The organism is Inquilinus limosus DSM 16000 (assembly GCF_000423185.1).
In the GTDB taxonomy this organism is placed as follows: Bacteria; Pseudomonadota; Alphaproteobacteria; order DSM-16000; family Inquilinaceae; genus Inquilinus; species Inquilinus limosus.
In genome coordinates, this window is sequence record NZ_AUHM01000001.1 from 781,863 (window position 1) to 806,732 (window position 24,870).

Below are 24,870 nucleotides of genomic sequence, written 5' to 3' on the forward strand. Positions count from 1 at the left end.
GGCCCATGTCACGACGGCCGGGCGGGAGCGGCCTTGATCTGCGTCAAGCGGAGGCAGGTTCCCCCGGAATCGTCGCATCAGCCGTACGGCGTGCGGCCTCGCTCCGGCATCACCTCGCGCCGCCCCGCTCCTCCGACGAATCGGGGACATCGATCCATGTTCCCCGCTCGCCTCGGACGACCCAAAGGGCATCGTCGAGCCTGCCGATCGCCGCCGGGCGGCCCGTGCCGAGCGCGAACTCCTTCGCGGCCGCGACCTTCGGCCCCATCGAGCCGGCAGGGAAGTCCTCGATGACGAGGTCGGCAGGGGCCGTCCGCCGGATCGCGCGCTCGGCCGGCGTGCCGTAGCCGCTGTAGACAGCATCGACGTCGGTCAGCATCAGCAGCAGATCCGCTTGCAGTTCGCGCGCCAGGAGCGCGCTGGCGGAGTCCTTGTCGACCACGGCCTCCACCCCGGCCAGGCTGCCGTCCGGCCGCTCGACGACCGGAATCCCGCCCCCGCCGGCGCAGATCACCGTTACCCCCTGCTCCACGAGGAGAGCGATCACCCGTGCTTCCAGGATCTGGATGGGCCTGGGCGACGGCACGACCCGGCGCCAGGCCGCGCCGTCCCGGGCGATCCGCCAGCTTCGGGCGGCGGAGAGATGCTGGGCCGTGCTTTCGTCGTAGACAGGGCCGATCGGTTTGGTCGGCCGGCCGAAGGCGGCATCCTCGGGATCGACGCGCGTCTGGGTCAGCAGCGTCGCGATGGCCGTTGCGCGCAGGAGATTGGCGAGCTCCTGCTCGATCAGATAGCCGATCATGCCCTCGCTCTCCGCCCCCAGCACGTCGAGCGGATAGGCCCCATCGGCCGGTCCGGCCGCCGCCTGCAGGGCCAGCAGCCCGACCTGCGGGCCGTTGCCGTGGGTGACGACCAGCCTGTGCCCGGCCTCGATCAGCAGGGCCAGGGCCTGCGCGGCCCGCCGGACATTGCCGCGCTGGTTCTCGGCCGTGAGCGGCTGTCCTCGCTTGAGGAGCGCGTTGCCGCCGAGCGCCGCCACGATCAGCATGTTCAGCCCCCGATGGTCGCGACGAGGATGGCCTTGATCGTGTGCATGCGGTTCTCCGCCTGGTCGAAGACGATGGACGCCGGCGATTCGAACACCTCGTCCGTAACCTCCATGCAGTCCAGGCCGAACCGCTCGGCGATCTCGGCGCCGACCTCGGTCTCGGTGTTGTGGAGGGACGGCAGGCAGTGCATGAACTTCGCATAGGGGTTCCCGGCCGCCGCCATGACGGCCCGGGTCAACCGGTAGGGCGCCAGAAGCTCGATCCGTTCGCCCCAGCCGGCTTCGTCCTCGCCCATGGAGAGCCAGACGTCGGTGTAGAGGAAATCCGCGCCCCTCACCGCCTGCTCGATGTCGGCCGTGAGCGACAAGCGACCGCCGGTCGCCATGCCGATCTCGCGCAGATGGGCCACGAAGCCGGGATCCGGCCACAGCGCCTCGGGCGCCGCGATCCGCAGGTCGATCCCGACCTTGGCCGCGCCGACCGCGAGCGACCGCGCCACGTTGTTGCGCCCGTCCCCCAGAAAGGTCACGGCCAAGTCCGACAGATGCTTGTGGGTGAATTCCCGCATCGTCATGAAGTCGGCCAGGATCTGGGTCGGGTGGGATTCGTCGGTGAGGCCGTTATAGACCGGCACCCCGGCATGAGCCGCGAGCGTCTCGACCGCCGACTGGCCAAAGCCGCGGTATTCGATCGCGTCGTAGATGCGGCCGAGCACCCGGGCCGTGTCCCTGATCGATTCCTTGTGGCCGATCTGGCTGCCGGAAGGCCCCAGATAGGTGACATGAGCCCCCTGGTCGTAGGCCGCGACCTCGAAGCCGGTACGGGTGCGGGTCGAATCCTTCTCGAAGATCAGCGCGATGTTCTTGCGGGCGAGGTGCGGCACCTCGGTCCCTGCGGCCTTGGCGCCCTTGAGTTCCGCCGCGAGGCGCAGCAGGAAGCGGATCTCGCCAGGCGAGAAATCGTCGAGCGCCAGGACGCTGCGGCCGCGGAGATTGATCGGCATGGTGGTTCCTCTTCTCAGGCCGGATCGCGGATCAGGGGACAGGTCATGCAGTGGCCGCCGCCGCGGCCGCGGCTCAGCTCGGCACCGTCCACGGTGATCACCTCGATCCCGGCACGGCGCAGCAGCGTGTTGGTGTAGACGTTGCGGTCGTAGCCGATGACGACCCCGGGCTCGACGGCGATCACGTTGTTGCCGTCGTCCCACTGCTCGCGCTCCGCCTCCCAGGCATCGCCGCCGGTGGCGACGATGCGCAACGCCTTCAGCCCCAGGGCTTCGGCCACGAGATCGGTGAAGCGCGCCGCCTCCTCCCTCACCTCGACCGAGCCTTCGGCTCCGCCCGGCCGCAATGAGAAGCTGCGCAGCCGCTCGACCACCGGCGGATAGATCGTGATCAGATCCCGGTCGCAGAAGGTGAAGACCGTGTCGAGATGCATGAAGCTGCGGTCTCGCGGCATCAGCGCGGCGATGACCTGCTCCGCGGTGCCGGTGGCGAACAGCCGTCGCGCCAGTGCGCTCACCGCCTGCGGCGTCGTCCGCTCGCCCATTCCAATGAGCACGACGCCGCCGCCGATCGGCATCACGTCGCCGCCTTCGAGCGATGGGCCGCCTCCCTCCGACAGCAAGGTGAAGCCGGCGTCGCGGAACCGCGGATGGAAGCGGTAGATGGCCTCGACATTCGCCGCCTCCGGCCGGCGGGCCGGCCAGTACATCGAGTTGACGGTGACGCCGCCGTAGATCCAAGAGGTGCTGTCGCGGGTGAAGAGCTGGTTGGGCAGGGGCGGCAGCACGAAATCCTCGGCCGCCAGCGCCCGGCCGCTCAGGCCCGTGGGCGTGAAGGGCAGCTCGGCCCGCGCGATGCCGCCGACGAGACAGCTCGCCAGATCCACCGCCGCCATGCCGTCGAGCCAGCCGCGCAGCTCGCCGGCGAGATCGCATCCCACGATCGCCGGATCGATCCTGCGGTCCAGCAGCCAGCGCCGCGCCTCCGGCAGGACCATCGCCTCGGCCAGGAGGTCGCCGAGATCCCGCACCACCACGCCGCGCTCGCCAAGCGCGTCGACGAAGATATCGTGCTCCTGGCGGGCCTTCTTCACCCACAGCACGTCGTCGAACAGGAGGGCGTGGCAGTTGTCCGGGGTCAGCCGACGCAGGCTGAGATCGGGACGGTGGACCAGCACTTCACGCAGCCGGCCCACCTCGGAATGGACGCCGAGGGTGGTCATGATCGATCCGTTCAGAGCGGGTTGACGGCGCCGATCCACATCTCGTAGGCAGCGAACAGGCCAACGGCGAGAAGGGCGGCGGCGAATATGGCTTCGACGGGGTGGAGCAAGCGCCGGCCCGTTTCGCGCCGGGCCCAGAGATAGACGGGCAGTCCGAGCGCATAGAGCACGGCGCACATGAAGAGGTAGGCGGGGCCTGCCGCGTAGACGAGCCACAGCCCGTAGAGGGTGGCGAGAAGCCCGATCAGGAGAGCGCCGGTGCGCGCCTCCCCTTTTCCATAGCCCTCTCCGTTCACAGCCAGCTTGGCCGCGTAGGCGCCGGAGAAGGTGTAAGGCACCAGAATTGCTGTCGACGCGATCGAGAACAGGGCCTGATAGGAGCTCTCCGCAAAGAGCGTGATGACGAGGAAGAGCTGCACCAGGGCGTTGGTGACGAAGAGCGAGTTCGCGGGCACGCCTCGCTCGCTCTCCTGAGCGAAGAAGCCCGGCATCGCCCCGTCGCGCGCCGCGGCGTGCGGAATCTCGGCCGCGAGCAGCGTCCAGCTCAAGAAGGCGCCGAGGACGGAGACCACGAGGGCGATATTGATGAGGACGGCACCCCAGGAACCGACCACCGCCTCCAGGACTCCCGCCATGGACGGGTTCTTCAGCGCCGCGAGCTCCGGCTGGGTCAGGATGCCGAGCGAGAGCAGCGACACCAGCGCGTAGAGCGCGAGGCAGGTGAAGAAACCGAGCGCGGTGGCCGTCGCTATATCCCGGCGCCGCTCGGCGCGGGCGGACAGCACGCTTGCCCCCTCGATGCCGATGAACACCCAGAGGGTGACCAGCATGGTGCTCTTGACCTGTGCCCCGATCGTGCCGAGCGAGGCGTTTCCAAGACCCGAAAGGTCGAGTGTGAAGACGTCGATCCTGAAGGCGACCGCCGCCACGCCGACGAACAGCACGATCGGCGCGATCTTGGCGATGGTGACGATCAGGTTGACGATCGCCGCTTCGCGGATGCCGGACAGGATCGAGGCGTGGATGATCCAGAGCAAGATCGAGGCGCCGAGCACCGCTTGCCACGTATTGCCGTCGCCGAAGGCCGGGACGAAGTAGGACAGCGCGCTGAACACGATCACGGCATAGGAGACGTTGCCGACCCAGGCGCTGATCCAGTAGCCCCAGGCGCTGTTGAAGCCGATGAACGGACCGAACCCGGCCTTGGCGTAGGCATAGGGCCCCGCATCCAGCTCGGGCTTGCGCACCGCCAGCGACTGGTAGACGAAGACCAGCGCCAGCATGCCCGCCGCGGTGATCGCCCAGCCGATGATGATCGCCAGAGGCCCCGCCCCCGCGGCCATGTTCTGCGGCAGGCTGAAGACCCCCGAGCCGACCATCGACCCGATGACGAGCGCGGTCAGAGCGCCGAGGCGCAGCTTTCCGGTGCCGACCGACGCCGCCGTCCGCGGCGCGCCGAGATCCGTTGTCGTCACGGGATGTCTCCTTGCGGATGGGGATACTGTCTCATTGCAGACCGCTTTGGGGGGCGGCGACATTGACGCGGATCAAGGAGGGAGATCAGTCGTCCCGATCTCCATGCCGCCAAGGCCAGCCTTCGGGCCCGCGCATCCAACGCCCGCCGGCGTCGAGCCGGCTTTTCTGATCGCCATCCAGCGTGCCGTAGAATGCATCCAAGGCCGGCCGCGCGATCGCCATCGCCTGCAGCATCGCCTCGAGCCGAGCCTGCATGGCGTCCAGGCGCTCGGGCAGGGTGGCGCTCGACCGCGTCAGGCAGGCGGCGCGCATGACGTCCCGCGCCCGTTCGGCCGCGGTCTTGAGCGCTTCGAAGGACGGGCGCTGCGCTTCGGTCGGGGCGACGACATCCTCGATCCAGGCGAGGTGTTCGGCGACCATGCCTGCGAGGCGCGGGCCGCACATCATATGGTGTCCCATCGCGTCGCCGCGCATGCCGGCGCCGGGTCCTCGCTCCATCATCGGCGGAGCCCCCGGGCCGGACGGGCCGGCCGGCTGGGCCAGGCCCGGCCCGCTGAGCAGAGTGACGACCGTCGCCAGAGCGGCCAGGCTGGCGAATGGGATGCGTTGCGGTGCGACCATGGAAGACCTCCTGTCTTCGGCGACGGTGCCGGATCTGACGTGAGGGTCATCCTCGCCCGGCAGCCGCATCCGATCCTTGAGCCAGGTCAAGGATCCCTGCCCGAGGCAGCGGATTTCGATCACCTGCGTGCCTGCGGCATCAAGCTCGGCGGAACCGCTTGTAGGCTTCCATGACAAGCAGCACGCCGATGCCCAGTCCGGAGAGACTGAGGCCCTCCACGACCGACAGTGTCCCCAACGACAGCAGGTCCCGAAGCGGCGGGATGGCCAGCGCGGCGATCTGCAGGCCCTGGGTGGCGATCACGCCGCCGACCAGCAGCGGGTTGTTTCCGATCGGAATGCGGAAGGCGGAGCGCGTCTCCGAGCGGCAGTTGAAGCAATGCGCGTTCTCGCACCACACCAGGAGCCAGAGGACGGCCCCCTGCGCGGCACCGTGGCTCATGCCGTAGGACAGGGCGAACCAATATAAGGCGTAGCCGACCAGCCCCATCGTCGCACCGCTCAGCACGACCTGCTCGATCATGCGACGGTCGAACACCGGCGCATTTGCTCGGCGGGCCGGACGCCGGAGCGCGCCGGGCTCGCCCCGCTCGAAGGCGAGGGCCACGTCCTGGATGCCATTGGTGATCAGGTTCAGCCAGAGGAGCTGGACCGCGGTGAGCGGCGGCGGCAGGCCGGTGAGCGTCGCCAGCAGCATCAGCAGGATCTCCGCCGCCCCGGTCGAGATGGTCAGCAGGATCACCTTGCGGAGATTGTCGTAGGCGACGCGCCCCTCTTCGATCCCGGCGACGATCGATGCGAAGTTGTCGTCGGTGAGGATCAGATCGGCCGCATCGCGGGCGACATCCGTGCCGCCCCTGCCCATGGCGACCCCGATGTCGGCAGCGTGCAGCGCGGCGGCGTCGTTGATGCCGTCTCCCGTCACGGCGACCACATGCCCCTGGCGGCGGAGGCTGTTGACGATGGCCAGCTTCTGCAGCGGTTCCGTCCGGGCGAAGACGCGGGCCTGGCCCACCGCAGTATCGAACGCCCTCCCCGCCAGCCGGGCCAGTTCGGGGCCGGCAACGACCTCGTCCCGCGTCTCCGCCAGGCCGAGCTGCCGGGCGATGGCCAGGGCGGTCAGCGGGTGGTCGCCGGTGACCATCACGGCACGGATGCCGGCGTGCTGGGCCGCGAGAACCGCGCCACGCGCCTCCGGGCGGAGAGGATCGATCAGGCCCGCCAGGCCAAGCAGCCGAAGGCCCCGGAGGTCGCCCTCGACCGGCGATGCCACCGGTCCGGCGGCGACCGCGATGACGCGGTAGCCCGCCGAGGACAGTTGCGCCAGGGCCGCCTGCGCCCCCTCGTCCATCCCGCCGCAGAAGCCGGCGACCGTCTCCGGCGCTCCCTTCACGGAAGCGATCGTCACGCCTCCGATGTCGTGAAAGGCGGCCGCGAAGCGCTTCTCCGGCTCATAGGGAATGCGGCCGAGCAGGCGCGCCGATGCCGGCTCGCCCGCAGATCCTCCGGACGGCACGGCCGCCAGGAAGGCGAGGTCGACGGCATCGCCGTGCGGACCGTCGTCGCCATCGGCGGAAGCCTCGCTGGCCCACGCTCCGGCCCGCAGCAGTTCGCGGGCGGCGGGATCGGTTGCCGGCAGCTCGCCGGCGCCGGGCATCCAGAGCCGCTCGACCGTCAGTCGGTTGAGGGTGAGCGTCCCGGTCTTGTCGGTCGCGACCAGCGTGCAGGCGCCGAGCCCTTCCACCGCAGGAAGATGGCGGACGACGACATGGCGCAGCCCCATGCGGTGCATGGCGATCGACAGGGCGACCGTCATCGCGACCGGCAGCCCCTCCGGTATCGCCGACACGGCGAGGGCCACGGCGAGGAGGAAGATATCGCCCGCCGCAGCGCCCCGGACGGCCTCCAGCACGGCGATGACGGCGATCACTCCGACAATGGCCACAGCGACGTGGCGGGTGAACCGCTCCATGCGCCGGACCAGTGGCGGCGCGGGCTGGGGCGTCTCCAGGACCGCGGCCAGCTGCCCGATCACGGTCCGCCGCGCCGTGGCGACCACCACCCCGAGGCCCCGGCCGGTCTGCACCATGGTGCCGGCATGCAGCATCGTCGCGCGGTCCCCGAGCGGTGCGTCCACGGGGATCTCGGCATCCGGCAACTTCCTGACCGCGAGGGATTCGCCGGTCAGCAGGCTTTCATCGGCGGTCAGCCCATGCGCGTCGATCAGGCGAAGATCCGCGGCGATCCGCTCGCCGCTCTCGACCTGGACGACATCGCCCGGGACCAGATCCTCCGTCGGCAAGCGCAAAAGGCGGCCGCCCCGCCGGACGGCGGCGGTTCCCTTGACCAGCGCCTTCAGGGCGCGCGCCCGACCTTCCGCCCGCCATTCCTGGTAGGTGCCGATGCCGGCATTGGTCAGCAGCACCACCAGGATGAAGGCCGCGTCGGTGAGATGTCCCAGGCCGAGCGACACGCCGGCCGCGGCCAGCAGAAGATAGATGAAGGGGCTCCTGAACTGGCTCAGGAAGACGCCGGCCAGCGTTTTGCCTCTGGGCTCGGGAAGCCGGTTCGCCCCCCAGCTCTCCAGCCGGGCAGCCGCCTCCGCCTCGTTCAAGCCGTCAGTCGCCGAGGACAGCCTCGCCAACACTCCGTCGACCGGCAGGTGGTGGAACAGCTCCTCCGACCGTGTGGCGGGGAGCGGAGGCCGGCGCTCTCGCAGTCGTGTCAGCAGGCCGGCAAAACCGGATGCAGGATGCGACGAGCCGGCGGCGCGGCCATGGACGAGCGTGTCGGGTTTCATGCCCCGGATGGTATCGGCCCTCCCCAGGCGCAACTTGATCCACGTCAAGGAGCACGAAGACCACGAGGCGAGAATGGCGCCGTGAACCCGCCTCTTCCCGCGCCGGCCAATGCATCGGCGGACGAGGCCCATCCAAGGGTGTGAGATGCTCAAGAGCCTGCTGATTGGCCTCGACAGGACCGAAGCCTCGAGCCACGCCGAATCCGTCGCCCTGGATCTGGCCAAGCGCCACGGCGCCGCGATCAGCGGCGCATCCGTGATCGACGTCCCCTTCCTGACCGCTCCCGAAGCGACTCCGATCGGCGGCGCCTATTACAAGTTCGCCAAGGATGTCGCCCTGCTGAAGCAGGCGCAGGAACAAAGCCAGGCTGTCCTTCAACAATTCGAAGAGCGCTGCCGGACGCTTGCGATCCGGTCGGGCACGACGGAGTACCACGGCGAGCCCTATGGGGAGCTGTGCAAGGCCGCGGACATCCATGACCTGATCGTCATCGGCCGGGATGTCACCTTCCATCGGGACGACCATGCGGTTCTGGGCGATGCCGTCGCGCGTCTGGCGAAGAACCTGCCGCGCCCGCTGGTGGTGGTCCCACCCGCATCGCCTCGCGGCCCCGCCGTGCTGGCCGCCTATGACGGCAGCCTGCCGGCCATGCGCGCGCTGCAGCTCTACGCCCTTCTAGGCCTCTATCCGGACGCTGCGACCGGGGTGGTCGCCATCGACCGGGACAAGGCAACGGCCGAGGCGATGGCGGATCGAGGTGCCCGCTTTCTACGCCTGCACGGCCTCCGCGCCGAAGCCGTCGGCATCCAGTCCGGCGCGGATCCGGCCGAGGTGCTGCTGTCGGAGCTGCAGGCCTACGAGCCCGGCCTGCTGGTGATGGGCGCCTTCGGTCATCGCGGCTGGCGCGAAGCCCTGCTCGGCTCCTGCACCGGCACGCTCCTGCGTCGCGGCACCGTCCCGCTCTTCATCTATCACTGACCGATGCAGGCCCTCGAGCACGGCCACAGCGTCGAAGAGATCCGGCGGCGTCTCGCCGCCGGTCCGCGCAGCAGCTATCTCCGCGACTGGATCTATGGCGGCATCGACGGCGCGGTGACGACCTTCGCGGTCGTGGCGGGCGTGGCCGGGGCGGACCTGCCGACGCAGACCGTCCTCATCCTCGGCGCCGCCAATCTGATCGCCGACGGCTTCTCGATGGCCGCAGGCAACTTCAGCGGCACCAAGGCGGAGCGCGACGACTACGACCGGCTGGCCGCCGTGGAGCGGAAACACGTGTCGCTCGACCCGGACGGCGAGCGCGAGGAGATCCGGCAGATCTTCGCGGCCAAGGGATTCTCGGGCGCCGGCCTCGAGCGGGTCGTGGCGACCATCACGTCGAACGAGCCCGGCTGGATCCGGACCATGCTGGCCGAGGAATACGGCCTCGCCACGACCCGGCGCTCGCCCTGGGCGGCGGCGGCGACCACCTTCCTCGCCTTTCTTGCCTGCGGGCTCGTCCCGCTCCTGCCCTATGTGCTGGATGGCGGACTGGCCGCCTCGACGGTCGCGACCTCGGTCACCTTCTTCGGCATCGGCTCGGCCAAGAGCCGCTGGTCGACCACCGCCTGGTGGCGTTCCGGGATCGAGACCTTTCTCATCGGCATGTGTGCCGCGGCGCTCGCCTTTCTCGTCGGCTTCGGGCTCAAGTCCATTGTCGGCGTGACGGCATGACCGAGGCTCCTGCGAGGCAGGCCCTCAATGTCGACAGCCGACATCGCTCATGTGACCGCCGCGCTCACGACCCGACGGAAACGGAAAATCGAGAGGCCGAGGAACAGCCCTCCGATGACGGCGATGGCCAGGAATTGCGACCAGACCACCTCGATCCCGGCGCCGCGATAGAGGATCGCCTCGGCGAAGCTGACGAAATGCGTCGAAGGCGAGGCCTGCATCACGGCCTGGAGCCACGGCGGCATGCTCTCGAGCGGCGTGTTGCCGCCCGACAGCATGTTCATCGGCAGCGCGACCAGCATGAACAGCAACCCGAGCTGAGGCATCGAACGGGCGACGGTGCCGAGAAAGATGCCGATCGCGATGGCGAAGAAGAGATAGAGCACCACCCCCGCCATGAAGAGCGGGATCGAGCCCGTGATCGACACGCCGAGCAGCCCGCGGACGACGATCAGGAGCGACAGCGCGACGGCCGCCGCAATCACCACGCCGTTTGCCCAGACCTTGGCCATCGCGATCTCGAAGGGCGACAGCGGCATGGTCAGGAGATGGTCCATCGTGCCGTGCTCGCGTTCGCGAATCACGGCCGCGCCGGCGAGGACGATCGCCAGCATCGTGACGTTGTTGAGGATCGCCATGATGCTGGTGAACCAGGGCGAGGACAGGTTCGGGTTGAACGCCACCCGGACCACGAGATCGACCGGGGGCTCCTCGGCCGCATCCGTCCGGCCGATGAAGCGCGCGATCTCTCTGCTCGCGATCTGTTCGATATAGCCCGCGCCGATGCCGGCCTGCATCATCGCCGTCGCGTCGACATTCACCTGGATCGCAGGCCGGCGGCCGGCCACCACGTCCTTCTGGAAATTCGGCGGGATGTCGATGACGAAGGTGTACCGGGCGAGGTCCATCAGCCGGTCGATGTCGCCGACGGCGATCTCCTGCGGTGGCTTGAAATAGGGCGGCAGCAGCGCCTGGGCGATCCCGCGCGACAGCGGCGACCGGTCCTCGTCGGCGATCGCGACCGAGGCATCCCGCAGCTCCTGCGAGATGCCTCGGGCCTGGCTGTAGACGGCGAAGGAGAAGGTGTAGACGATCAGCCCGAGCAGCACGAGATCGTGGCCGAGGCTCCGCAGTTCCTTTGTGCCGAGCCAGAAGATGTTCGCGAGGCGCCGCATCCGCCCTACCCTTCCTGCTTGCGCAGGAGCAGGAGGCTCAGGAGCGTGAGCGCGGGGATGAAGGCCGCCAGGGCCAGCAGGTTGCCGCCCAGCTCCTCAAAGCCCAGGGCCTTGGTGAAGGTGCCGACACTGACCTGGAGGAAATAGGTCATCGGGAAGGCGTGGCCCATCAGCGCGGCCGCGCCGTTCAGGGAAGACACGGGCGTCAGCATCCCGGAGAACTGCGTGGCGGGCAGGACGGTGAGGATCGCCGTGCCGAACAGCGCCGCGATCTGGGTGCGGGCGAAGGCGGAGATCACGAGGCCATATCCCGTGGTCGCCGCGACGTAGAGGATGGCGGCGACGGCGAGCGTCCAAAGGCTGCCCTTGAGCGGCACCTGGAAGAGCGCGACCGCCATGACGAACAGGCAGGCGAAGTTGACCAGCGCCACGCCGATGTAGGGGAGCTGCTTGCCGAGCAGGAATTCGAGGCGGGTGACCGGGGTCACGTGCAGATTGGTGATCGACCCGAGCTCCTTCTCCCGCACCACCGCGAGCGCCATCAGGATGGCCGGGATCAGGGCGAGGAGCATCGCGATCGTCGACGGCACCATGGCGTAGATGCTCTTGAAATCCTGGTTGTAGCGATAGCGGGTCTCGATCGTGGCGGCCGCCGTGTCCGTCGCCGATGCGCCCTGCTCGCGTGCCAGGTCCGCCAGGTACCGCTGGTGGACGCCTTCGAGATAGCCGCGCGTGGTCTCGGCGCGGAACGGCATGGCGCCGTCCACCCAGGCACCGACCTCGGCCGGCAGCCCGCGCTGCAGGTCCCGGCCGAAGCCCGGGGGGATCTCGAGGGCGACCGAGAACGCGCCGGCCATGAGCCCCCGTTCGAGACCGGCATAGGTCGTGACCGGCGCCTGCTCCACGAAGTACGCAGACCCTCTCAGACCCTCGAGATAGGCGCGGCTTTCGGGGGTCTGGTCGCGGTCCAGCACGGCAAAGGACAGGTTCTCGACATCCGTGTTGATGCCGAGGCCGAAGATCACCATCAGGAACAGCGTGCCGAACAGGGCGAAGCTCAGGCGGACGGGATCGCGCCGGAATTCCAGCATCTCGCGCCAGGAATAGGCGAGAAGGCGCCGTGCGCTGAAGGCGCTGCGCCTGCGAGCGGCCTGCGCCGGGGCGGCAGCCCCGGTCCAGGCGGGCGCGACACCCGGGTGGGCCGTCCCTCCTGCTGCCCCTTCCAGATGGCGGATGAAAGCCTCCTCGAGGCTGGCGGCCCCGCGCGACGCGACCAGCTCCGACGGCGAGCCGGTCGCCAGGACCCGCCCGGCATGCATCAGTGCCAGACGGTCGCAACGAGCGGCCTCGTTCATGAAATGCGTCGAGATGAAGATGGTGACGCCCTCGCGGCGGGACAGCTCGGCGAGGAGTTCCCAGAACTCGTCTCGGGCGAGCGGGTCGACGCCTGAGGTCGGCTCATCGAGGATCAGCAGCTCCGGCTCGTGCACGACCGAGACGGCCAGCGACAGCCGCTGCCGGATGCCGAGAGGCAGCGCGACCGCCGGCTGGTCGAGCCAGGCGGCGAGCCCGAAGCGACGGACCAGCCAGTCGATGCGCTCCCTCGCCTTCTCGCGCGGCAGGTGGAAGAGCCGGGCGTGGAGCTCGAGGTTCTGCCGGACCGTCAGTTCGGTGTAGAGAGAGAAGGACTGCGACATGTAGCCGACGCGGCTGCGGAGATTCATGTCCGTCGCGTCGATCGGCTGGCCGAACAGCCAGGCTTGGCCGTCGCTTGCCGGCAGAAGGCCGGTCAGCATCTTCATCGTCGTGGTCTTGCCGCAGCCGTTCGAGCCGAGGAAGCCGAAGATCTCGCCGCGCTCGATGCTGAAACTGACGCGATCGACCGCGACAAAGTCGCCGAAGCGACGGGTGAGATCCCGCGCGACAATGGCGGTCTCGCCGTCCTGCGCCTGGCGGGGTGGGATCTCCGGGGCCCTGTGGCCGGCCCGGAGCGGCGCCGGCAGCAGCGCGATGAAGCTCTCCTCCAGGCTCTGCCGCCCGGCCTGCGCCTTGAGCGCGGCCGGGGTGCCGGTCGCGAGGATCCGGCTGGCATTCATCGCGACCAGCCAGTCGAACCGCTCCGCCTCCTCCATATAGGCGGTGGCGACGATGACGCTCATCCCGCGGCGCTCGGCGCACATGCGGTCGATCAGCTCCCAGAACTGACGGCGCGACAGCGGGTCGACGCCGGTCGTCGGCTCGTCCAGGATCAAGAGGTCGGGATCGTGCACCAGGGCGCAGCAGAGGCCGAGCTTCTGCCGCATGCCCCCGGAGAGGTTCTTGGCCGGCCGGTCTCCGAAGGCGGAGAGGCCGGTGTCGGCGAGCAGAGCGTCGATCCGCCGCCGCCGCTCCGCGCGTGGCTGGCCGAACAGCCGCGCGAAAAAGTCGATGTTCTCCCGGACGCTGAGATCGGGATAGAGATTCTTGCCGAGCCCCTGCGGCATGTAGGCGATGCGAGGACAGACGGCCGTCCGGTGCCGGGGATCGGCGATGTCGCCGCCGAGCACCACGACCCTCCCCTTCTGGATCCGCTTGGCTCCGGCGATGATGCCGAGGAGCGTCGACTTGCCGACGCCATCGGGTCCGATCAGGCCGACGAGCCGGCCCGCCGGCACATCGAGCGCGATCCCGTCGAGGGCGGACCGCGCTCCATATCGGTGCGCCAGTTCCTCGACACGCACGACCGGCGCGGCCGGCGCGCTCATGCGCCCGCGCTGGGCTGGAGGAACGCCGGCCATCCGGCCGCCGGGTCGAGCCGCACATAGGCCACGCCCGGCAGCCCCGAGCGCACCTCCTCGGCGTGGGCGCGGAGCAGCGCCGGATCGATCCTGACCCTGACGCGGAACATCAGCTTGTCCCGCTCCGCCCGCGTCTCCACGGTCTTGGGGGTAAACTGGGCTTGCGTCGCGACGAAGACGACCGTCGCGGGGATCGGGACATCCGGCAGGGCGTCGAGGACGATCCGGGCATCGCTGCCGAGCGCCGCACGGCCGGCATCCGCCGTCGGCAGGAAGATGTCCATGGTGACATAGGCGGTGTCGAGCATGGTGTAGACCTTGCCGCCGGCGGACAGCACCTCGCCGACATTCGCCAGCCGGTACTGGATGCGCCCGTCCTTCGGCGCGACCAGCGTGTTGTCGGCGATATTGACCCGATCGAGGTCGAGGTCGTGCGTCGCCGCGTCGAGCGCGTGCTCGGCCTGCCCTGCCCTCGCCTCGGCCGCGGCCAGCTCGGCCGTTGCCCCATCCAGCTGCTGCCGGCGCTGGTCGAACAGCTCTTCGGTCGCGAAGCCCCGCCGCACCAGCGCCCGCGTGCGGTCCAGCTCTCGCTGCGCGAGCTCCACCCGGGTGCGCTGCTGCTCCACATTGGCGCGCGCCTCGTCGAGCGCCTGACGGGCCTGGCGCAGACGGGCCTCGTCGCGGCTCATCGCAGCCTCGAGATCGCGGGTGTCCATGCGTGCAACCACCTGCCCCGCCGTCACCATGTCGCCCTCGTCCGCCAGGATCTCGGCGACGCGGCCGGAGAACTTGGTGGCGATGGCGATCTCGTCGGCCTCGATGCGCCCGTTGCCCGACGCGATCCCCGCCGGCAGCCCGGCCTGGGACTGCTGCCACCAGTACCATCCGCCGGCGCCCCCCCCGGCAAGGACGAGGATCCCGATGACGACCGGAAACCGCCGCTTCCGGCGGCTCTCCTGCGCGGCGGGACGCACGGCCGGGAGGTTGGGCGTCGGCGGCGTGCGGAGGAGCAGATCCTTGGCCTCGACGGGAGCCTCAGCGCTTTCGAGATCGCTCATCGGGCGGCCCCTCGTCGGATCGGAGAAATGCGTTCATCCGATCCGGCGCCATGAGCCAGCTCGGCTTCGCGGGAAGCCTACTCACCCGTCGGAAGGATACTTTGAGATAGATCAAGGCACCTACGGCCGGCCGGGCTCGATGTGCCCACCGCGCGCCGGTTGCCGGTCGTCCGGGTCCGGATCCGAGTTTGGATCTGGGACGCGGTCACTGCAGGCAAACGCCGCGTTTCCGAGTGCTCGCCCACGCGAAGCAGAAGCGACAAGCTCCTGAACTGCTGACGGGACCGTCAGGCGATTGTTCTGAAGTGGCGGATGGTTCGCCGGGCAAACAGCCAACGGACGCTGACCGTGAGGGAGAACGAGAGAAATGGTTGACGCCATAACAAATCTCGGGTGTCGCTCGGCACCAGGACCAGACGTTCGTCCACGCGGAGCTCAGGCCAGATTCTTCCCTTTGCTGATGTTCGAGCTTTCGGTGCGTTCGACTCTGTGCCCTCCGGAAAGCGAATTGCGATTGGACCGGCAGTTCCCGCTCGCATTCACGCTATGCTTGCCTGCTCGGCCGGGACGGCCTTGCGGCCGCCAGAGTCCTGGCGTAACGGACGGGTCCAGCGATGTCGCCCGTTGCGCCTCTCCCGTTGCCGGGTGCAGTGCCTGAGGGATGATGGAGCAGCAAGCGGTGAGTGGAAGCGGAATCCCGGGCAGGTGGATCAGGTTGTCGCTGGCGATGGCTGCCGCACTGCTTGGACTGTATCTGTCATACCTGCTCGCGTATCCGTTTCTATCCTCGCTGATTTGGGCGCTGGTACTGAGCATCATAGTCTCGCCTCTGCATCGCAGAGTAGAAGCTCGTATTCGCCCCGCCAGTCTTGCTGCGCTGATTTCGGTAACCGCAGTAGCCATTGCGTTGGTCGTTCCGGCGGCTCTTGTTGGCCAGCAACTCGTCCGCGAGGTCGCCAACGGTGCGGTCTACTTGGCCGGTGAGCTTCGAAATATGGAGTGGCGTGAGGCTGTCGCCGCCTCGCCGAGACTTGCGGCCGCCGTCGCCTGGGCCGAGGACCAGCTGGATCTGGCCGGGATCGTCGGTGGGCTCGCCACACGCCTCTCTGCCCTGAGTACGTCATTGCTGCGCGGCTCGATCAATCAGCTCATAAATCTCGTCCTGACCTTCTACTTCCTATTTTACTTCCTGCGCGACTGGCCACAGGCGTTGCGCGCACTGAGGAAGCTCTCCCCGTTGAGCGATGCCGAAACGGAGCAGGTTGCCCGCCGGTTTGTGGAGACAGTCCACGCGACGATGTTCGGAACCGTGGCCGTCGCCGCGGTCCAAGGCACACTTGGCGGACTGATGTTCTGGTGGCTGGGCTTGCCAACGCCCGTGTTCTGGGGCGTTGTGATGGGACTGTTGGCCATCGTGCCGATGTTGGGCGCCTTTGTCGTCTGGGTACCGGCATCCATCGCCTTGGCGATCGACGGCGAATGGACGAAGGCGCTCGTGCTCGCGGCCTGGGGCGGCCTGATCATCGCAACCATCGACAACCTTCTCTACCCCGTCCTGGTGGGGAATAGGCTGAAACTCCACACCGTCGTCACCTTTGTCGGCGCCGTTGGAGGTGTAATCCTGTTCGGCGCGTACGGGATCGTACTCGGGCCGGCAATCGTCGCCGTTACGGGGACACTCATCGAACTCCTGAGACGACGGTTTGTCGGTGAAGCCCAGACACACACTGATGCGCCTGTGCTTGGCGACATGGGCAAAACGAATAATCAAGGCGAATGATATCGGATATCTGCAGAATAAGCTCGACGAGGAATCGAACTAGTACGAGACGAGGCATTTCAGGCGGGCGGGACGCTCACAATACCACCGCCCTCTTGGCGTTATAAAGATGCTTTTGCCCCTCTCGACGTCGATCTCCGAGAAGTTCGTGAAATTTTTTATCCTTGTCCGTGAGATGCGCGCCCCATTTCTCCCTATTACCTATCTATTCTACCCGCGATTGGCCCTCTCCGCGATGTCGGCGCATCGAGCCATCAGTGCGTCGAAAGGCTCTGCATCGTCCAGAAGCAGCCCGTCCTCGACCATCCGGACATAGTCCTCCCCGAGCGCCTTAAGAGCGTCGCCCTCCGGGACGAGGCGCAGGGCGCCATCCACCGCGGCGCCATAATCGATCCACTGGTGGTCGGCGGCCTTCTCGGCGAAGAACATTCCCTTGTGGCGGGCGACCGCCTTCGCCAGCTCGCGATCCGCAAACGCGGCCTCTGCGAGGCCAGCCTCGTCCAGCCGCGCCACGTCATGCCAGTGGCGGGCGAAACGATCGCCGCGCAGTCGCTGCTGGAGGCAGAAGACATGCATGGCAGTGGCCTTCTCCCAGAAGGTCCGCTCCGCGTGCATCACGCGCGGGCGCGCGCTCGGAAAGATCACGCCCTCAACGAAGCCTGCCGCGTCGCAGCCGATGTCTCGCAGGCTAGCCGGCTCACCGGTCGATCGCGCTCCGAATTCGAGCATCACGCTCGGCGCGACATAACCCGAGCCAACCGCAGTCGCCTCGTAGCCGATAAACAGCTTCTCGCCCTCGATGCGAATCGTGGCGGTTAGCGAGTCGGCCGCAAAGGCCTCCGCGATGACCGGCTGCACGGTCCCCGCTACCCATTCAAGCAGGCGCTTGCGCACCTCTTTAGACCAGCGCCGTTCCTCACTGCACGTCTCCGGCAGCGCTTCGCCGTCCTTGCTTACCAGATCGGGCGCGATCGCGCGGATGTCGTACGTCAGGTCGACATCCTCGGAAAATCGCCGAATCGCTCCGTAGGCCTTGGACAGCGACGTCCCGCCCTTGAACACCAGGTGCTCGCCGAGTGCCGAGCTGAAAAGCACGGAGAGTGCCCAGACCACCCACACGTCCTTCTCAAGAAGGTGTGCCGGGAGCCCCGATCGATCGGCCGCGACGCTCAGGGCCTCCCGGCGATCTCGGAGCGGGAGGCGCAGAAAGGCATCATCCATGCGCAGCTTTCCCCACGCTTCGCGCGAGCCACGTCGGAAGCTGCGGAGCTGCCGTGACCAGCTCGTTGAAGGCTGCCGGCGAAAGCTTCCGCTTCAATGTCTTCAACGCAGCCTCCGCCTTCTCCGGCCCAAGCCAGGCCAGCGCGCGCACCGCCGCGCCGGCCGGCCGATGCGCCATGGTCAGCTGCCAGCGCGGAGCGTGGCGAAGTTCGACGACTTGCTTGCCGAGATTCATCTTCCGCGTCCGCCCGGAGGTCAGATAGACCAACCGGACCGGCACCTGCGTCGTGAGGCCGAGGGTGTTGGCGGCAGCCGCCCCGCTTGGGACAATCACTTCGCCGCGCTGACTCGCGAGCGCCTCGACGGCCTGTTCCACGGACGGAGCCCTCGAACCGAACCGGCTCGCGACCGGGAGAAGGTAGACGCCGCGACCTGCCCGAATCAATCGGCCCCGCTCAGCCAGACGCGACAAGGCCTGGTCCACCGCGGCCCGATTGCCAAGGTGGAGCAAGCTCTTAGCAGCTACCGGCGTGCCTTCCGGCAGCCCCTTCGCGTGCGCAAGGATCTGTTCAGTCAATCGTTGCATGGCCCTATCCTGTCAGAAATATATGCAGTTTTCTGACAGCCTTCAACGGACACGCTTGAGGGCATCCCGGCGCTCGAGGCCGTCCTTGCCAGCAAGCCGTCGGGGCATCCTCTCGCGACATGATCGGCCCCGCGCTCGTTGCGACGACCAGCGCCTCGGCGACATGCCGGGCCAGCGAACCGGCCATATGTAAGGATCGTTGATTGCGGGGACTCGCATCTACCTACGCTCATGCCCGCCGATGCACGATGATCGGACCGCCAACCAGCCTCCCCACGGCCGCAAAGGGTGAAACGCCGACTCTGAAGTTCGGCCCGAGTGGGACCGGAAAGCAGGGAAAAGCCGCCATGCGCGCATCCCGTGGGCCTGATGGGACGGCGTCACCCGATCCTGGCCAACGCCGGGAAGGTCTGCAGGAACCAGGCCGCGACACCGGTCATCTTGCCGGAGATCATGAACAGCCCCATCGCGACCATGACCACTCCGGCGGCGCGCTGGAGTTGACGGCCGGCACGACGGGCGGCCCGCAGCCGGGCGAGGGCCTGGTCGGCGAACAGGGCGCTCAGCAGGAACGGCACACCGAGACCGAGGGAGTATAGCCCGAGCAGGGCAATGCCGTTCGCCGCCGTTGCGGTCGAGGCACTGACCGTCAGGATTGCCCCCAGCACGGGACCTATATAGGGCGTCCAGCCGAAGGCGAAGGCCAGGCCGAGGACATATGCGGCGGCGGGATGTCCTCCGCGCAGATCGGCATGGACCCGGAGGTCGCGCTGGAACCAGCCGAACCGCAGCAGCCCCATCATGAAGAGGCCGAACAGGATCACCAGCACGCCACCGACGAGGTTCGCCTCGTAGCGGTAGGACAGCAGGAGCTGCCCGAGCGCCGTCGCGCTGGCGCCGAGCAGGATGAACACGGTCGAGAAGCCGAGGACGAAAAACGCGCCCAGGCCCAGCACGGCCAACCGGTCACCGGGACCGGCCCCGTCCTGGAGGTCTTCGAGCGGCCGGCCTGCCACATAGGAGATATAGCCCGGCACCAGCGGCAGGACGCAGGGCGACAAAAAGGAGACGACACCGGCTGCGAAGGCGGTCAGGAGGCCGACGCCGGAGAGTTCGGGCATGGCGTCAGAACCAGCTGAGCAGCCGGTCCCAGAAGGACGGCTCCGGCTCGGGGTGGATGTCGTTCACCAGGGCGCCGACATAGACGATGAGGTTGACGGGATCGAAGTCGAGGCCGTGGAAATTGGCCCGCAGGTTGCCCTCGCGGTCGATCACATGGGTGACGACGCCATGGATCTCGACCCCGCCCTCGATCTCCTTGAACTGGTGGCCGAAGCGCTTCACCAGGTTGCGGGTATCCTCCGGACGGTCGGGGACGCTGGTCAGGAAGACCCAGTTCGCCGGATCGAGATTGTGGGCCCGTCCGTAGCCCTTCATCACCTCGGGCGTGTCGCGGACTGGGTCGGTGGTGACGGTCACGAACTCCACCAGGTCGCGCATCGCCGTCTTGTTCACCTTCTCCTGGATGCGGGCGATCAGGTCGGCGTGCAGCGGGCACTCGTCCGTGCAGTTGGCGTAGATGAAGTGCAGGACGACGGCCTTGCCCCTGAAATCCGCCAGCGAGACAGGGTGGCCATCGGCATCCTGCAGCGTGAAGTCCGGGGCCGGCTGCCCCGGCTTCGGCTCGAAATACTTCTCCTGCTCCTGGATGCGATCTTCGACATCGTGCAGGGAATGGGCCTGTGCCGCTGCCGGAATCACGGACACCAACAGGAGGCCAAGCAGCACCGGCAAGGCGCGCAGCGGCAAGATCATAGCTTCATATCCATTCACTCGGAAAATGCAGAGAGAGGGCCGGAGCCCGAGGACTCCGGCCCAGTCACAACGGGTCAGCCGCCCTGCTTCTGCGGCGCCATCCCTTGGTCTTGCACCTTGGACTGCATCATCTTGTTGCAGTTCTCCATCATCTCGCTCATCTGGGTCATCATCTTCATCATCGGCATCATGCCGTCGCCCTGCTGGCCCTGCATCATGCCCCCCATCGGATGGTCGGGGGCTGCGGGCGGCTGGGCCGGAGCCTGCTGGCCCTGGGCGAAGACGCTGGCGGCTGCGGTCAGTCCGATCGCGAGGGTCGCCACGCCGAGCAGGGCGTGGAAGCGGTTGCGCATGATCTGTTCTCCTCGGTTGCGATGTCGGTCGTCAGGTGACGCACCCTGCCTTCAGGGCACGGAATCGCCTGGCTTCGCGGGGGAAGCCGGGGCTGTGTCTGCTGTCGTGCCCGCGGCCTTGCCGCGGGCCTTCATCGTGCACAGGCCGACGGCACACATGGCCGCGCAGGGTGCGAGCGACAGTAGGATCGGAGCGATGCCGGCGGCGACCAGCCAGGGCCAGCCGGCCCAGAGGCCTCCGCCGGCGATGGCGGCCGCGGCCAGGATCAGGGCGCGCCTGCCGCTGAGCCAGGGGCGCACCCGGTCGGCCAGACTGGGCCTGGGCAAAGCGTTCAACGTCAGGTCGGTCATGATCGTCTCTCCTCGGTTGTGGATGGAAGGTCGGCCGCGCTGCGGCCCATGCCTTGCCGGATCAGCGCCTTCATCTCGGGGCTGTCCCATTCGGCCGGGCCGGTCGCGCGGCCGACCTCCCGGCCCTCGCCGTCGATCAGCACCGTGGTTGGAATGCCGACGACGTTCAGGGCTCGGGTCGAGGCGCTCGTCGGGTCGAGATAGATCCCGAGATGGGCGAGCCCGACCTCGCTGAAGAAGGCGCGGACGGCATCGAGGCCGCCGCGGTCGATCGACAGCGCGACGACCTGGAAGTCCGCGCCGCCCATCTCAGCCTGCAGCCGGTCGAGCGACGGCATCTCCTTGCGGCATGGGGCACACCAGGTGGCCCAGACGTTCAGGAGAACGGTGCGGCCCTTGAAGCTGTCGAGGCTGAGCGGTGCGCCGCTGGCGTCGGTGAAGCCGAAGGCCGGCGCCGGGCTCGCCGGATCGCGCAGGACCAGGCGGGACACCGGAGCCGTGGCCGCCGGCTCCGGTGCCGGGGAGCCCGAGCGGCCAGCGACGAGGGCGACGCCGGCGACGGCGCCGGCGGCGAGCCAGGCCGAGAAGATCAGCGCCAAGCGCCGACGCGGCAAGGGGATGCCCATCGCCAGACGTCACTCCACGGCAAAGACTGTCGGCGCGGCCCCGTCCTTGGTCACGGCGTAGACGGTGAACGGCCTGGTTTTCTCGCCACCCATGCCGGGTGAGCCCATCGGCATGCCCGGCAGGGTGATGCCGGCGATCTTCGGCCGTTCGGACAGGAGCTTCTTGACGATGTCGGCCGGGACGTGCCCGTCGACGACATAGCCGTCCACGAACATGGTGTGGCAGCCCTCCATATTGGCGGGCACGCCGGCATCGGCACTGATCTGGGCGAGATCGTTGGACGGCTTGACCTCGACGGCGAAGCCATTCTCGCGGAGATACGCGGCGTAGCCCTCGCAGCAGCTGCATTGCGGGTTCTTGTAGAGGGTCGCCGCGATCGGGTCGGCCAGGGCCGGCGACGACAGGGCCAGGGTGGCGAGCACGGCGGCGATATGGGACATGCGGTTCATCTGAGTTCTCCAGTAGCGAAAGCAGTCGTTCACACCACCCGGAAGACGGTCATCAGGCCGGCCACCTGGTGGTCCATGACGTGGCAATGCAGCATCCAGTCACCGGGGTTGTCGGCGACGAAGGCGCATTCGACCGTGTCCTTCGGGGCGAAGAGCACGGTGTCGTTCCATTGGCGATGGGGCACGGGGAGACCGTTGCGGCTCAGCACCCGGAAGCTGAAGCCATGGACGTGCATCGGATGCCACCAAGCGGTCTGGTTGCGGATGGTCAGCACGCAGCTCCGGCTGCGCTGGAGGGTGAAGAGCGGCGGCATGCCGGCTTGGCCGTCGCCGGTCATCGACATGCCGTTGATGGCCCAGGCGGCGCCGCCGTCCATGCCGGGCGTCGCCATGCCGTGCATGCCGCCCATCCCGGCCATGACGCCGCCGCCCATCATCCCGCCTTCGAGCGTCAGCTCGTGCCGGTCGGCGGTGGCGAGATCGGGCTCGGGCAGCGGGTTCGGCGGCAGGCGCAGCGACGCGTCGGGCGGCTGGGTCCGGAGCGGCGGCCTCTCGCCATAAGCCAGGGTGGTCAACGTATAGGCGAGCCCGTCGTAGAAGTCGTCGACCACCCGGTAGCGCTTCCCGGGATCACCCTGCATATCGAGGATCACGTCGAGCCGCATGGCCGGGCCGAGAAGCAGGCGACCGCTCTCTGGCTCGTGTGGATCGCAGGGTTGGCCGTCGACCGCCACCACCACCGGGCGATGGCCTTCGAAGCGCAGCGCCATCATGCGGGCGAGCGCGCCGTTGACCAGGCGCAGCCGGATGCGTTCGCCGGCCTGCACCGGCTGGTCGGCCGGGGCGGTGCCGTTCAGCGTCACCCAATTGCCGACGCGCCCGGCCATGGCAGCCTCCATGCCGTTGCCGAAGCCTTGCGCGATCCGGCCGTCCCGCGACAGCCGCCAGTCGGCGAGCATCCAGACGAGGTCGCGGTCGACCGCGACCGGCTCGGGCTCCTCGACAATCAGGACGCCGGCAAGGCCGCGCCCGAGCTGCTCCAGGCTGTTGGCGTGCGGGTGGTACCAGAAGGTGCCGGCATCGGGTGGGGTGAAGGCATAGGTGAAGCGCTCGCCGGGCCGGATCGGCGGCTGGGTCAGGCCGGGCACGCCATCCATGGCATTCGGCACGCGGACGCCATGCCAATGCACGGTGGTGTCCTGGTCGAGCTGGTTCTCGACGACGAGCCGTACCGGCTCTCCCTGCCGGAGACGGATCTCCGGGCCGGGCACATGCCCGTCATAGCCCCAGATCGCGGTTCTGGTCGAACCGTCGCCGAGCAGGGCGGCCTGGCCCGGCCCGGCGTTCAGCGTGATGGTCCTGGGCTCGGCCGGCGAGGCACGGGCTCGCGGCAGCCAGGGCAACAGGGCAGCCGCACCGCATCCGAGCAAGGCGGCGCGCCGGCTCAGAGCCGGTCGGAATGAAGATGGATGGGTCACGTCCGTCGATCCCGTCATCACCAACCCGATCAGCGGATGGCGGCGACCATCGGCCTCGGGGCGAACGCCCGTCGGACCGAAAGCATCAGGGAGCGGCCCGCGCGAGGCGGGTCGCGGCTCAGGCGCGGACGGTGGGTCTAGGCGGGAACGGGTCCGGGGCGGTGACGCGGCCGGAAAGGTTCGGCATCGCCGCGTCGCTATGGGCGACCCGGCCGTGGTCGACGGGCGCTGCGACCTGGGCCGGAAGCGCTGCGACAGGGGCGCAGAGAGTGGCGCAGAGCGCGTCGGTTGCTGCCTTCAGCGGAACGCCGGTGTCGCCGCCGCATGGCTGCGCCATGCCTTCGTGGCTCATCTCGGCATGGGCTGGCGCGCACTCGGTCATAGGGGCTCCCATGATCGCCTGCAGGGGCAGAGCGACCGCGAAGACCAGCAGGGCCAGGAGCCCGACCAGCTGACGCAGGGAGACAGACCTCATGCGACCAAAATAGAGCGCACCACCCGTTCAGGCAAATGCGCTGCAGGACGCGATGGCGCTCATGGAGAAGAGTTAATCCCAGCGTCCTCCCGAAGTCCGCTTGCCAGCGCTCTCCAGCCAATAGGCCTACGCGGCTGGGTGACTGCACGAGCCGAATGCGGTCATCGCGCGTCTCCTGCGGCCGGCCTCAAACGGACGAAGTGGGCAGGCGCTAGCGTCAAGGCGCCAACCGGCTTGGCCCGCCGCTCCGACGGCGACGGCGTAGTCGGGCGTGCGACGTGCGCCGCACCTGTTCTGGCCTCGGTTCTCGAGTTCGGCTTAGCTTTCCCTGAGAACGCTCGGCGGAACGCGGAAAGCCCCGCCTTTTTGGGGCGGGGCTCTGGATCAGACTTCGATATCGAGGGAGTTATAACAAAGGTGGTTGCGGGGACACGCAACCAACTACGCTCTCGCACGCCGAAATACGATCATCAGACCGATGGACCGGTGCCTAACGCGCGATAACTGCCAATCTCGCGCATTTACAACATCTTGCGCAGCTTCGGAGACACAAGCAGCATGCTTGCAGCATGCAGTCGAACCACGCTTGGCAGGCTGGAGTGCGCCAAATTCGGCCGCTGCGCTGGCCCCTTGAAACCGGACATCGCTGGGATCCGCAAAATCCGGTTCTTCTCGGTCAACTTGGGTCTCAGAGCGTACCCGAAAGCGGCCGTCGCAGCTGGCTGTACGAAGCGGACGTGACCGGACGCGACCGAGGCTGTGTGGAAACGCGTGTTTGGTGAGGGCAGGTGGGGGTGTCGGCGTGCTACCGGCAAAGCAGATTGGGCAGATCGGATATCAGG

The 24,870-nt window shown here is 68.2% G+C and carries 22 protein-coding genes; 3 read left to right on the forward strand and 19 right to left on the reverse strand.

Annotation, left to right across the window (positions count from 1 at the left end; all coding sequences use genetic code 11):
- Positions 1-109 precede the first annotated feature (109 nt).
- From arcC to G537_RS0103855, 6 genes are read right to left on the reverse strand one after another with little or no spacing between them, the layout of a single operon-like run.
- A complete protein-coding gene (arcC, locus tag G537_RS0103830; RefSeq protein ID WP_026868973.1) occupies positions 110-1,048 on the reverse strand; it encodes a carbamate kinase in 939 nt (312 codons plus the stop codon).
- 2 nt (positions 1,049-1,050) lie between these two features.
- Positions 1,051-2,052, reverse strand: coding sequence for an ornithine carbamoyltransferase (gene argF / locus G537_RS0103835; protein ID WP_026868974.1), 1,002 nt, complete (start codon positions 2,050-2,052; stop codon positions 1,051-1,053).
- A gap of 14 nt (positions 2,053-2,066) precedes the next feature.
- On the reverse strand, positions 2,067-3,275 hold the full coding sequence (locus tag G537_RS0103840) for an arginine deiminase (protein WP_026868975.1): 1,209 nt from the start codon (positions 3,273-3,275) through the stop codon (positions 2,067-2,069).
- An 11-nt stretch (positions 3,276-3,286) separates the two neighbouring features.
- Positions 3,287-4,813, reverse strand: coding sequence for an arginine-ornithine antiporter (gene arcD / locus G537_RS0103845; protein WP_081688555.1), 1,527 nt, complete (start codon positions 4,811-4,813; stop codon positions 3,287-3,289).
- A 22-nt stretch (positions 4,814-4,835) separates the two neighbouring features.
- The gene (locus G537_RS36315) at positions 4,836-5,495 is read right to left on the reverse strand and encodes a Spy/CpxP family protein refolding chaperone (RefSeq protein WP_081688556.1); all 660 of its coding nucleotides are present in this window, start codon (positions 5,493-5,495) and stop codon (positions 4,836-4,838) included.
- 16 nt (positions 5,496-5,511) lie between these two features.
- Entirely contained in the window at positions 5,512-8,304 is a 2,793-nt protein-coding gene (locus G537_RS0103855; RefSeq protein ID WP_211230270.1) for a cation-translocating P-type ATPase, read from the reverse strand.
- 13 nt (positions 8,305-8,317) lie between these two features.
- Between G537_RS0103855 and G537_RS0103860 the strand changes: the two genes are divergently transcribed.
- Together G537_RS0103860 and G537_RS0103865 are read left to right on the forward strand one after the other, a co-directional pair.
- Complete coding sequence (locus G537_RS0103860; RefSeq protein WP_026868978.1) at positions 8,318-9,151, forward strand: universal stress protein; 834 nt, start codon at positions 8,318-8,320, stop codon at positions 9,149-9,151.
- A gap of 3 nt (positions 9,152-9,154) precedes the next feature.
- Positions 9,155-9,883, forward strand: coding sequence for a VIT1/CCC1 transporter family protein (locus tag G537_RS0103865; RefSeq protein ID WP_026868979.1), 729 nt, complete (start codon positions 9,155-9,157; stop codon positions 9,881-9,883).
- A gap of 47 nt (positions 9,884-9,930) precedes the next feature.
- Here the strand turns inward: G537_RS0103865 and G537_RS0103870 are convergent, their stop codons facing one another.
- From G537_RS0103870 to G537_RS0103880, 3 genes are read right to left on the reverse strand one after another with little or no spacing between them, the layout of a single operon-like run.
- Positions 9,931-11,058 (reverse strand): ABC transporter permease, encoded by a 1,128-nt coding sequence (locus G537_RS0103870; RefSeq protein WP_026868980.1) that lies wholly within the window; start codon positions 11,056-11,058, stop codon positions 9,931-9,933.
- A 5-nt stretch (positions 11,059-11,063) separates the two neighbouring features.
- On the reverse strand, positions 11,064-13,802 hold the full coding sequence (gene rbbA / locus G537_RS0103875) for a ribosome-associated ATPase/putative transporter RbbA (RefSeq protein WP_026868981.1): 2,739 nt from the start codon (positions 13,800-13,802) through the stop codon (positions 11,064-11,066).
- Positions 13,799-14,893, reverse strand: a complete 1,095-nt coding sequence (locus G537_RS0103880) for an HlyD family secretion protein (RefSeq protein ID WP_026868982.1) — start codon at positions 14,891-14,893, stop codon at positions 13,799-13,801. Before G537_RS0103880 ends, rbbA begins: the two co-directional genes overlap by 4 nt.
- A gap of 727 nt (positions 14,894-15,620) precedes the next feature.
- On the opposite strand from G537_RS0103880, the gene G537_RS36320 reads away from it, so the two are divergent.
- On the forward strand, positions 15,621-16,673 hold the full coding sequence (locus G537_RS36320; RefSeq protein WP_211230271.1) for an AI-2E family transporter: 1,053 nt from the start codon (positions 15,621-15,623) through the stop codon (positions 16,671-16,673).
- A 210-nt stretch (positions 16,674-16,883) separates the two neighbouring features.
- Here G537_RS36320 and G537_RS0103890 read toward each other — a convergent pair whose 3' ends face one another.
- The 10 genes from G537_RS0103890 to G537_RS0103935 all read right to left on the reverse strand — a co-directional run bounded on the left by G537_RS0103890 (position 16,884) and on the right by G537_RS0103935 (position 24,028).
- Positions 16,884-17,894 carry a nucleotidyl transferase AbiEii/AbiGii toxin family protein gene (locus G537_RS0103890; RefSeq protein ID WP_026868983.1) on the reverse strand — a complete coding sequence of 337 codons (1,011 nt, stop codon included), beginning with the start codon at positions 17,892-17,894 and terminating at the stop codon, positions 16,884-16,886.
- On the reverse strand, positions 17,887-18,480 hold the full coding sequence (locus tag G537_RS0103895; RefSeq protein ID WP_026868984.1) for a DUF6088 family protein: 594 nt from the start codon (positions 18,478-18,480) through the stop codon (positions 17,887-17,889). Before G537_RS0103895 ends, G537_RS0103890 begins: the two co-directional genes overlap by 8 nt.
- Positions 18,481-18,860: 380 nt before the next feature.
- The gene (locus tag G537_RS0103900; RefSeq protein ID WP_026868985.1) at positions 18,861-19,601 is read right to left on the reverse strand and encodes a cytochrome c biogenesis CcdA family protein; all 741 of its coding nucleotides are present in this window, start codon (positions 19,599-19,601) and stop codon (positions 18,861-18,863) included.
- A 4-nt stretch (positions 19,602-19,605) separates the two neighbouring features.
- Positions 19,606-20,295: an SCO family protein gene (locus tag G537_RS0103905; RefSeq protein WP_026868986.1), complete on the reverse strand. Its 690-nt coding sequence runs from the start codon at positions 20,293-20,295 to the stop codon at positions 19,606-19,608.
- 74 nt (positions 20,296-20,369) lie between these two features.
- Positions 20,370-20,648: a hypothetical protein gene (locus tag G537_RS36325; RefSeq protein ID WP_051247800.1), complete on the reverse strand. Its 279-nt coding sequence runs from the start codon at positions 20,646-20,648 to the stop codon at positions 20,370-20,372.
- A 51-nt stretch (positions 20,649-20,699) separates the two neighbouring features.
- A complete protein-coding gene (locus G537_RS36330) occupies positions 20,700-20,999 on the reverse strand; it encodes a hypothetical protein (RefSeq protein WP_034850400.1) in 300 nt (99 codons plus the stop codon).
- The gene (locus tag G537_RS0103920) at positions 20,996-21,625 is read right to left on the reverse strand and encodes a TlpA family protein disulfide reductase (protein WP_081688559.1); all 630 of its coding nucleotides are present in this window, start codon (positions 21,623-21,625) and stop codon (positions 20,996-20,998) included. Before G537_RS0103920 ends, G537_RS36330 begins: the two co-directional genes overlap by 4 nt.
- A gap of 9 nt (positions 21,626-21,634) precedes the next feature.
- The gene (locus tag G537_RS0103925) at positions 21,635-22,075 is read right to left on the reverse strand and encodes a DUF411 domain-containing protein (RefSeq protein ID WP_026868988.1); all 441 of its coding nucleotides are present in this window, start codon (positions 22,073-22,075) and stop codon (positions 21,635-21,637) included.
- A gap of 29 nt (positions 22,076-22,104) precedes the next feature.
- On the reverse strand, positions 22,105-23,478 hold the full coding sequence (locus tag G537_RS0103930) for a multicopper oxidase family protein (protein ID WP_211230272.1): 1,374 nt from the start codon (positions 23,476-23,478) through the stop codon (positions 22,105-22,107).
- A gap of 193 nt (positions 23,479-23,671) precedes the next feature.
- Positions 23,672-24,028 (reverse strand): hypothetical protein, encoded by a 357-nt coding sequence (locus G537_RS0103935; protein ID WP_026868990.1) that lies wholly within the window; start codon positions 24,026-24,028, stop codon positions 23,672-23,674.
- Positions 24,029-24,870 lie beyond the last annotated feature (842 nt).

Coding starts and splice junctions, on each gene's coding strand:
- G537_RS0103890 (WP_026868983.1), bottom strand. CDS start 17,894: ATGGATGATGCCTTTCTGCGCCTCCCGCTCCGAGATCGCCGGGAGGCC.
- G537_RS0103840 (WP_026868975.1), bottom strand. CDS start 3,275: ATGACCACCCTCGGCGTCCATTCCGAGGTGGGCCGGCTGCGTGAAGTG.
- G537_RS0103920 (WP_081688559.1), bottom strand. CDS start 21,625: ATGGGCATCCCCTTGCCGCGTCGGCGCTTGGCGCTGATCTTCTCGGCC.
- G537_RS0103905 (WP_026868986.1), bottom strand. CDS start 20,295: ATGATCTTGCCGCTGCGCGCCTTGCCGGTGCTGCTTGGCCTCCTGTTG.
- G537_RS36325 (WP_051247800.1), bottom strand. CDS start 20,648: ATGCGCAACCGCTTCCACGCCCTGCTCGGCGTGGCGACCCTCGCGATC.
- rbbA (WP_026868981.1), bottom strand. CDS start 13,802: ATGAGCGCGCCGGCCGCGCCGGTCGTGCGTGTCGAGGAACTGGCGCAC.
- G537_RS0103880 (WP_026868982.1), bottom strand. CDS start 14,893: ATGAGCGATCTCGAAAGCGCTGAGGCTCCCGTCGAGGCCAAGGATCTG.
- G537_RS0103935 (WP_026868990.1), bottom strand. CDS start 24,028: ATGAGGTCTGTCTCCCTGCGTCAGCTGGTCGGGCTCCTGGCCCTGCTG.
- G537_RS36320 (WP_211230271.1), top strand. CDS start 15,621: ATGGCTGCCGCACTGCTTGGACTGTATCTGTCATACCTGCTCGCGTAT.
- G537_RS0103860 (WP_026868978.1), top strand. CDS start 8,318: ATGCTCAAGAGCCTGCTGATTGGCCTCGACAGGACCGAAGCCTCGAGC.
- arcC (WP_026868973.1), bottom strand. CDS start 1,048: ATGCTGATCGTGGCGGCGCTCGGCGGCAACGCGCTCCTCAAGCGAGGA.
- G537_RS36330 (WP_034850400.1), bottom strand. CDS start 20,999: ATGACCGACCTGACGTTGAACGCTTTGCCCAGGCCCAGTCTGGCCGAC.
- arcD (WP_081688555.1), bottom strand. CDS start 4,813: ATGTCGCCGCCCCCCAAAGCGGTCTGCAATGAGACAGTATCCCCATCC.
- G537_RS0103900 (WP_026868985.1), bottom strand. CDS start 19,601: ATGCCCGAACTCTCCGGCGTCGGCCTCCTGACCGCCTTCGCAGCCGGT.
- G537_RS0103870 (WP_026868980.1), bottom strand. CDS start 11,058: ATGCGGCGCCTCGCGAACATCTTCTGGCTCGGCACAAAGGAACTGCGG.
- G537_RS0103855 (WP_211230270.1), bottom strand. CDS start 8,304: ATGGGCCTCGTCCGCCGATGCATTGGCCGGCGCGGGAAGAGGCGGGTT.
- G537_RS0103895 (WP_026868984.1), bottom strand. CDS start 18,480: ATGCAACGATTGACTGAACAGATCCTTGCGCACGCGAAGGGGCTGCCG.
- argF (WP_026868974.1), bottom strand. CDS start 2,052: ATGCCGATCAATCTCCGCGGCCGCAGCGTCCTGGCGCTCGACGATTTC.
- G537_RS0103925 (WP_026868988.1), bottom strand. CDS start 22,075: ATGAACCGCATGTCCCATATCGCCGCCGTGCTCGCCACCCTGGCCCTG.
- G537_RS0103865 (WP_026868979.1), top strand. CDS start 9,155: ATGCAGGCCCTCGAGCACGGCCACAGCGTCGAAGAGATCCGGCGGCGT.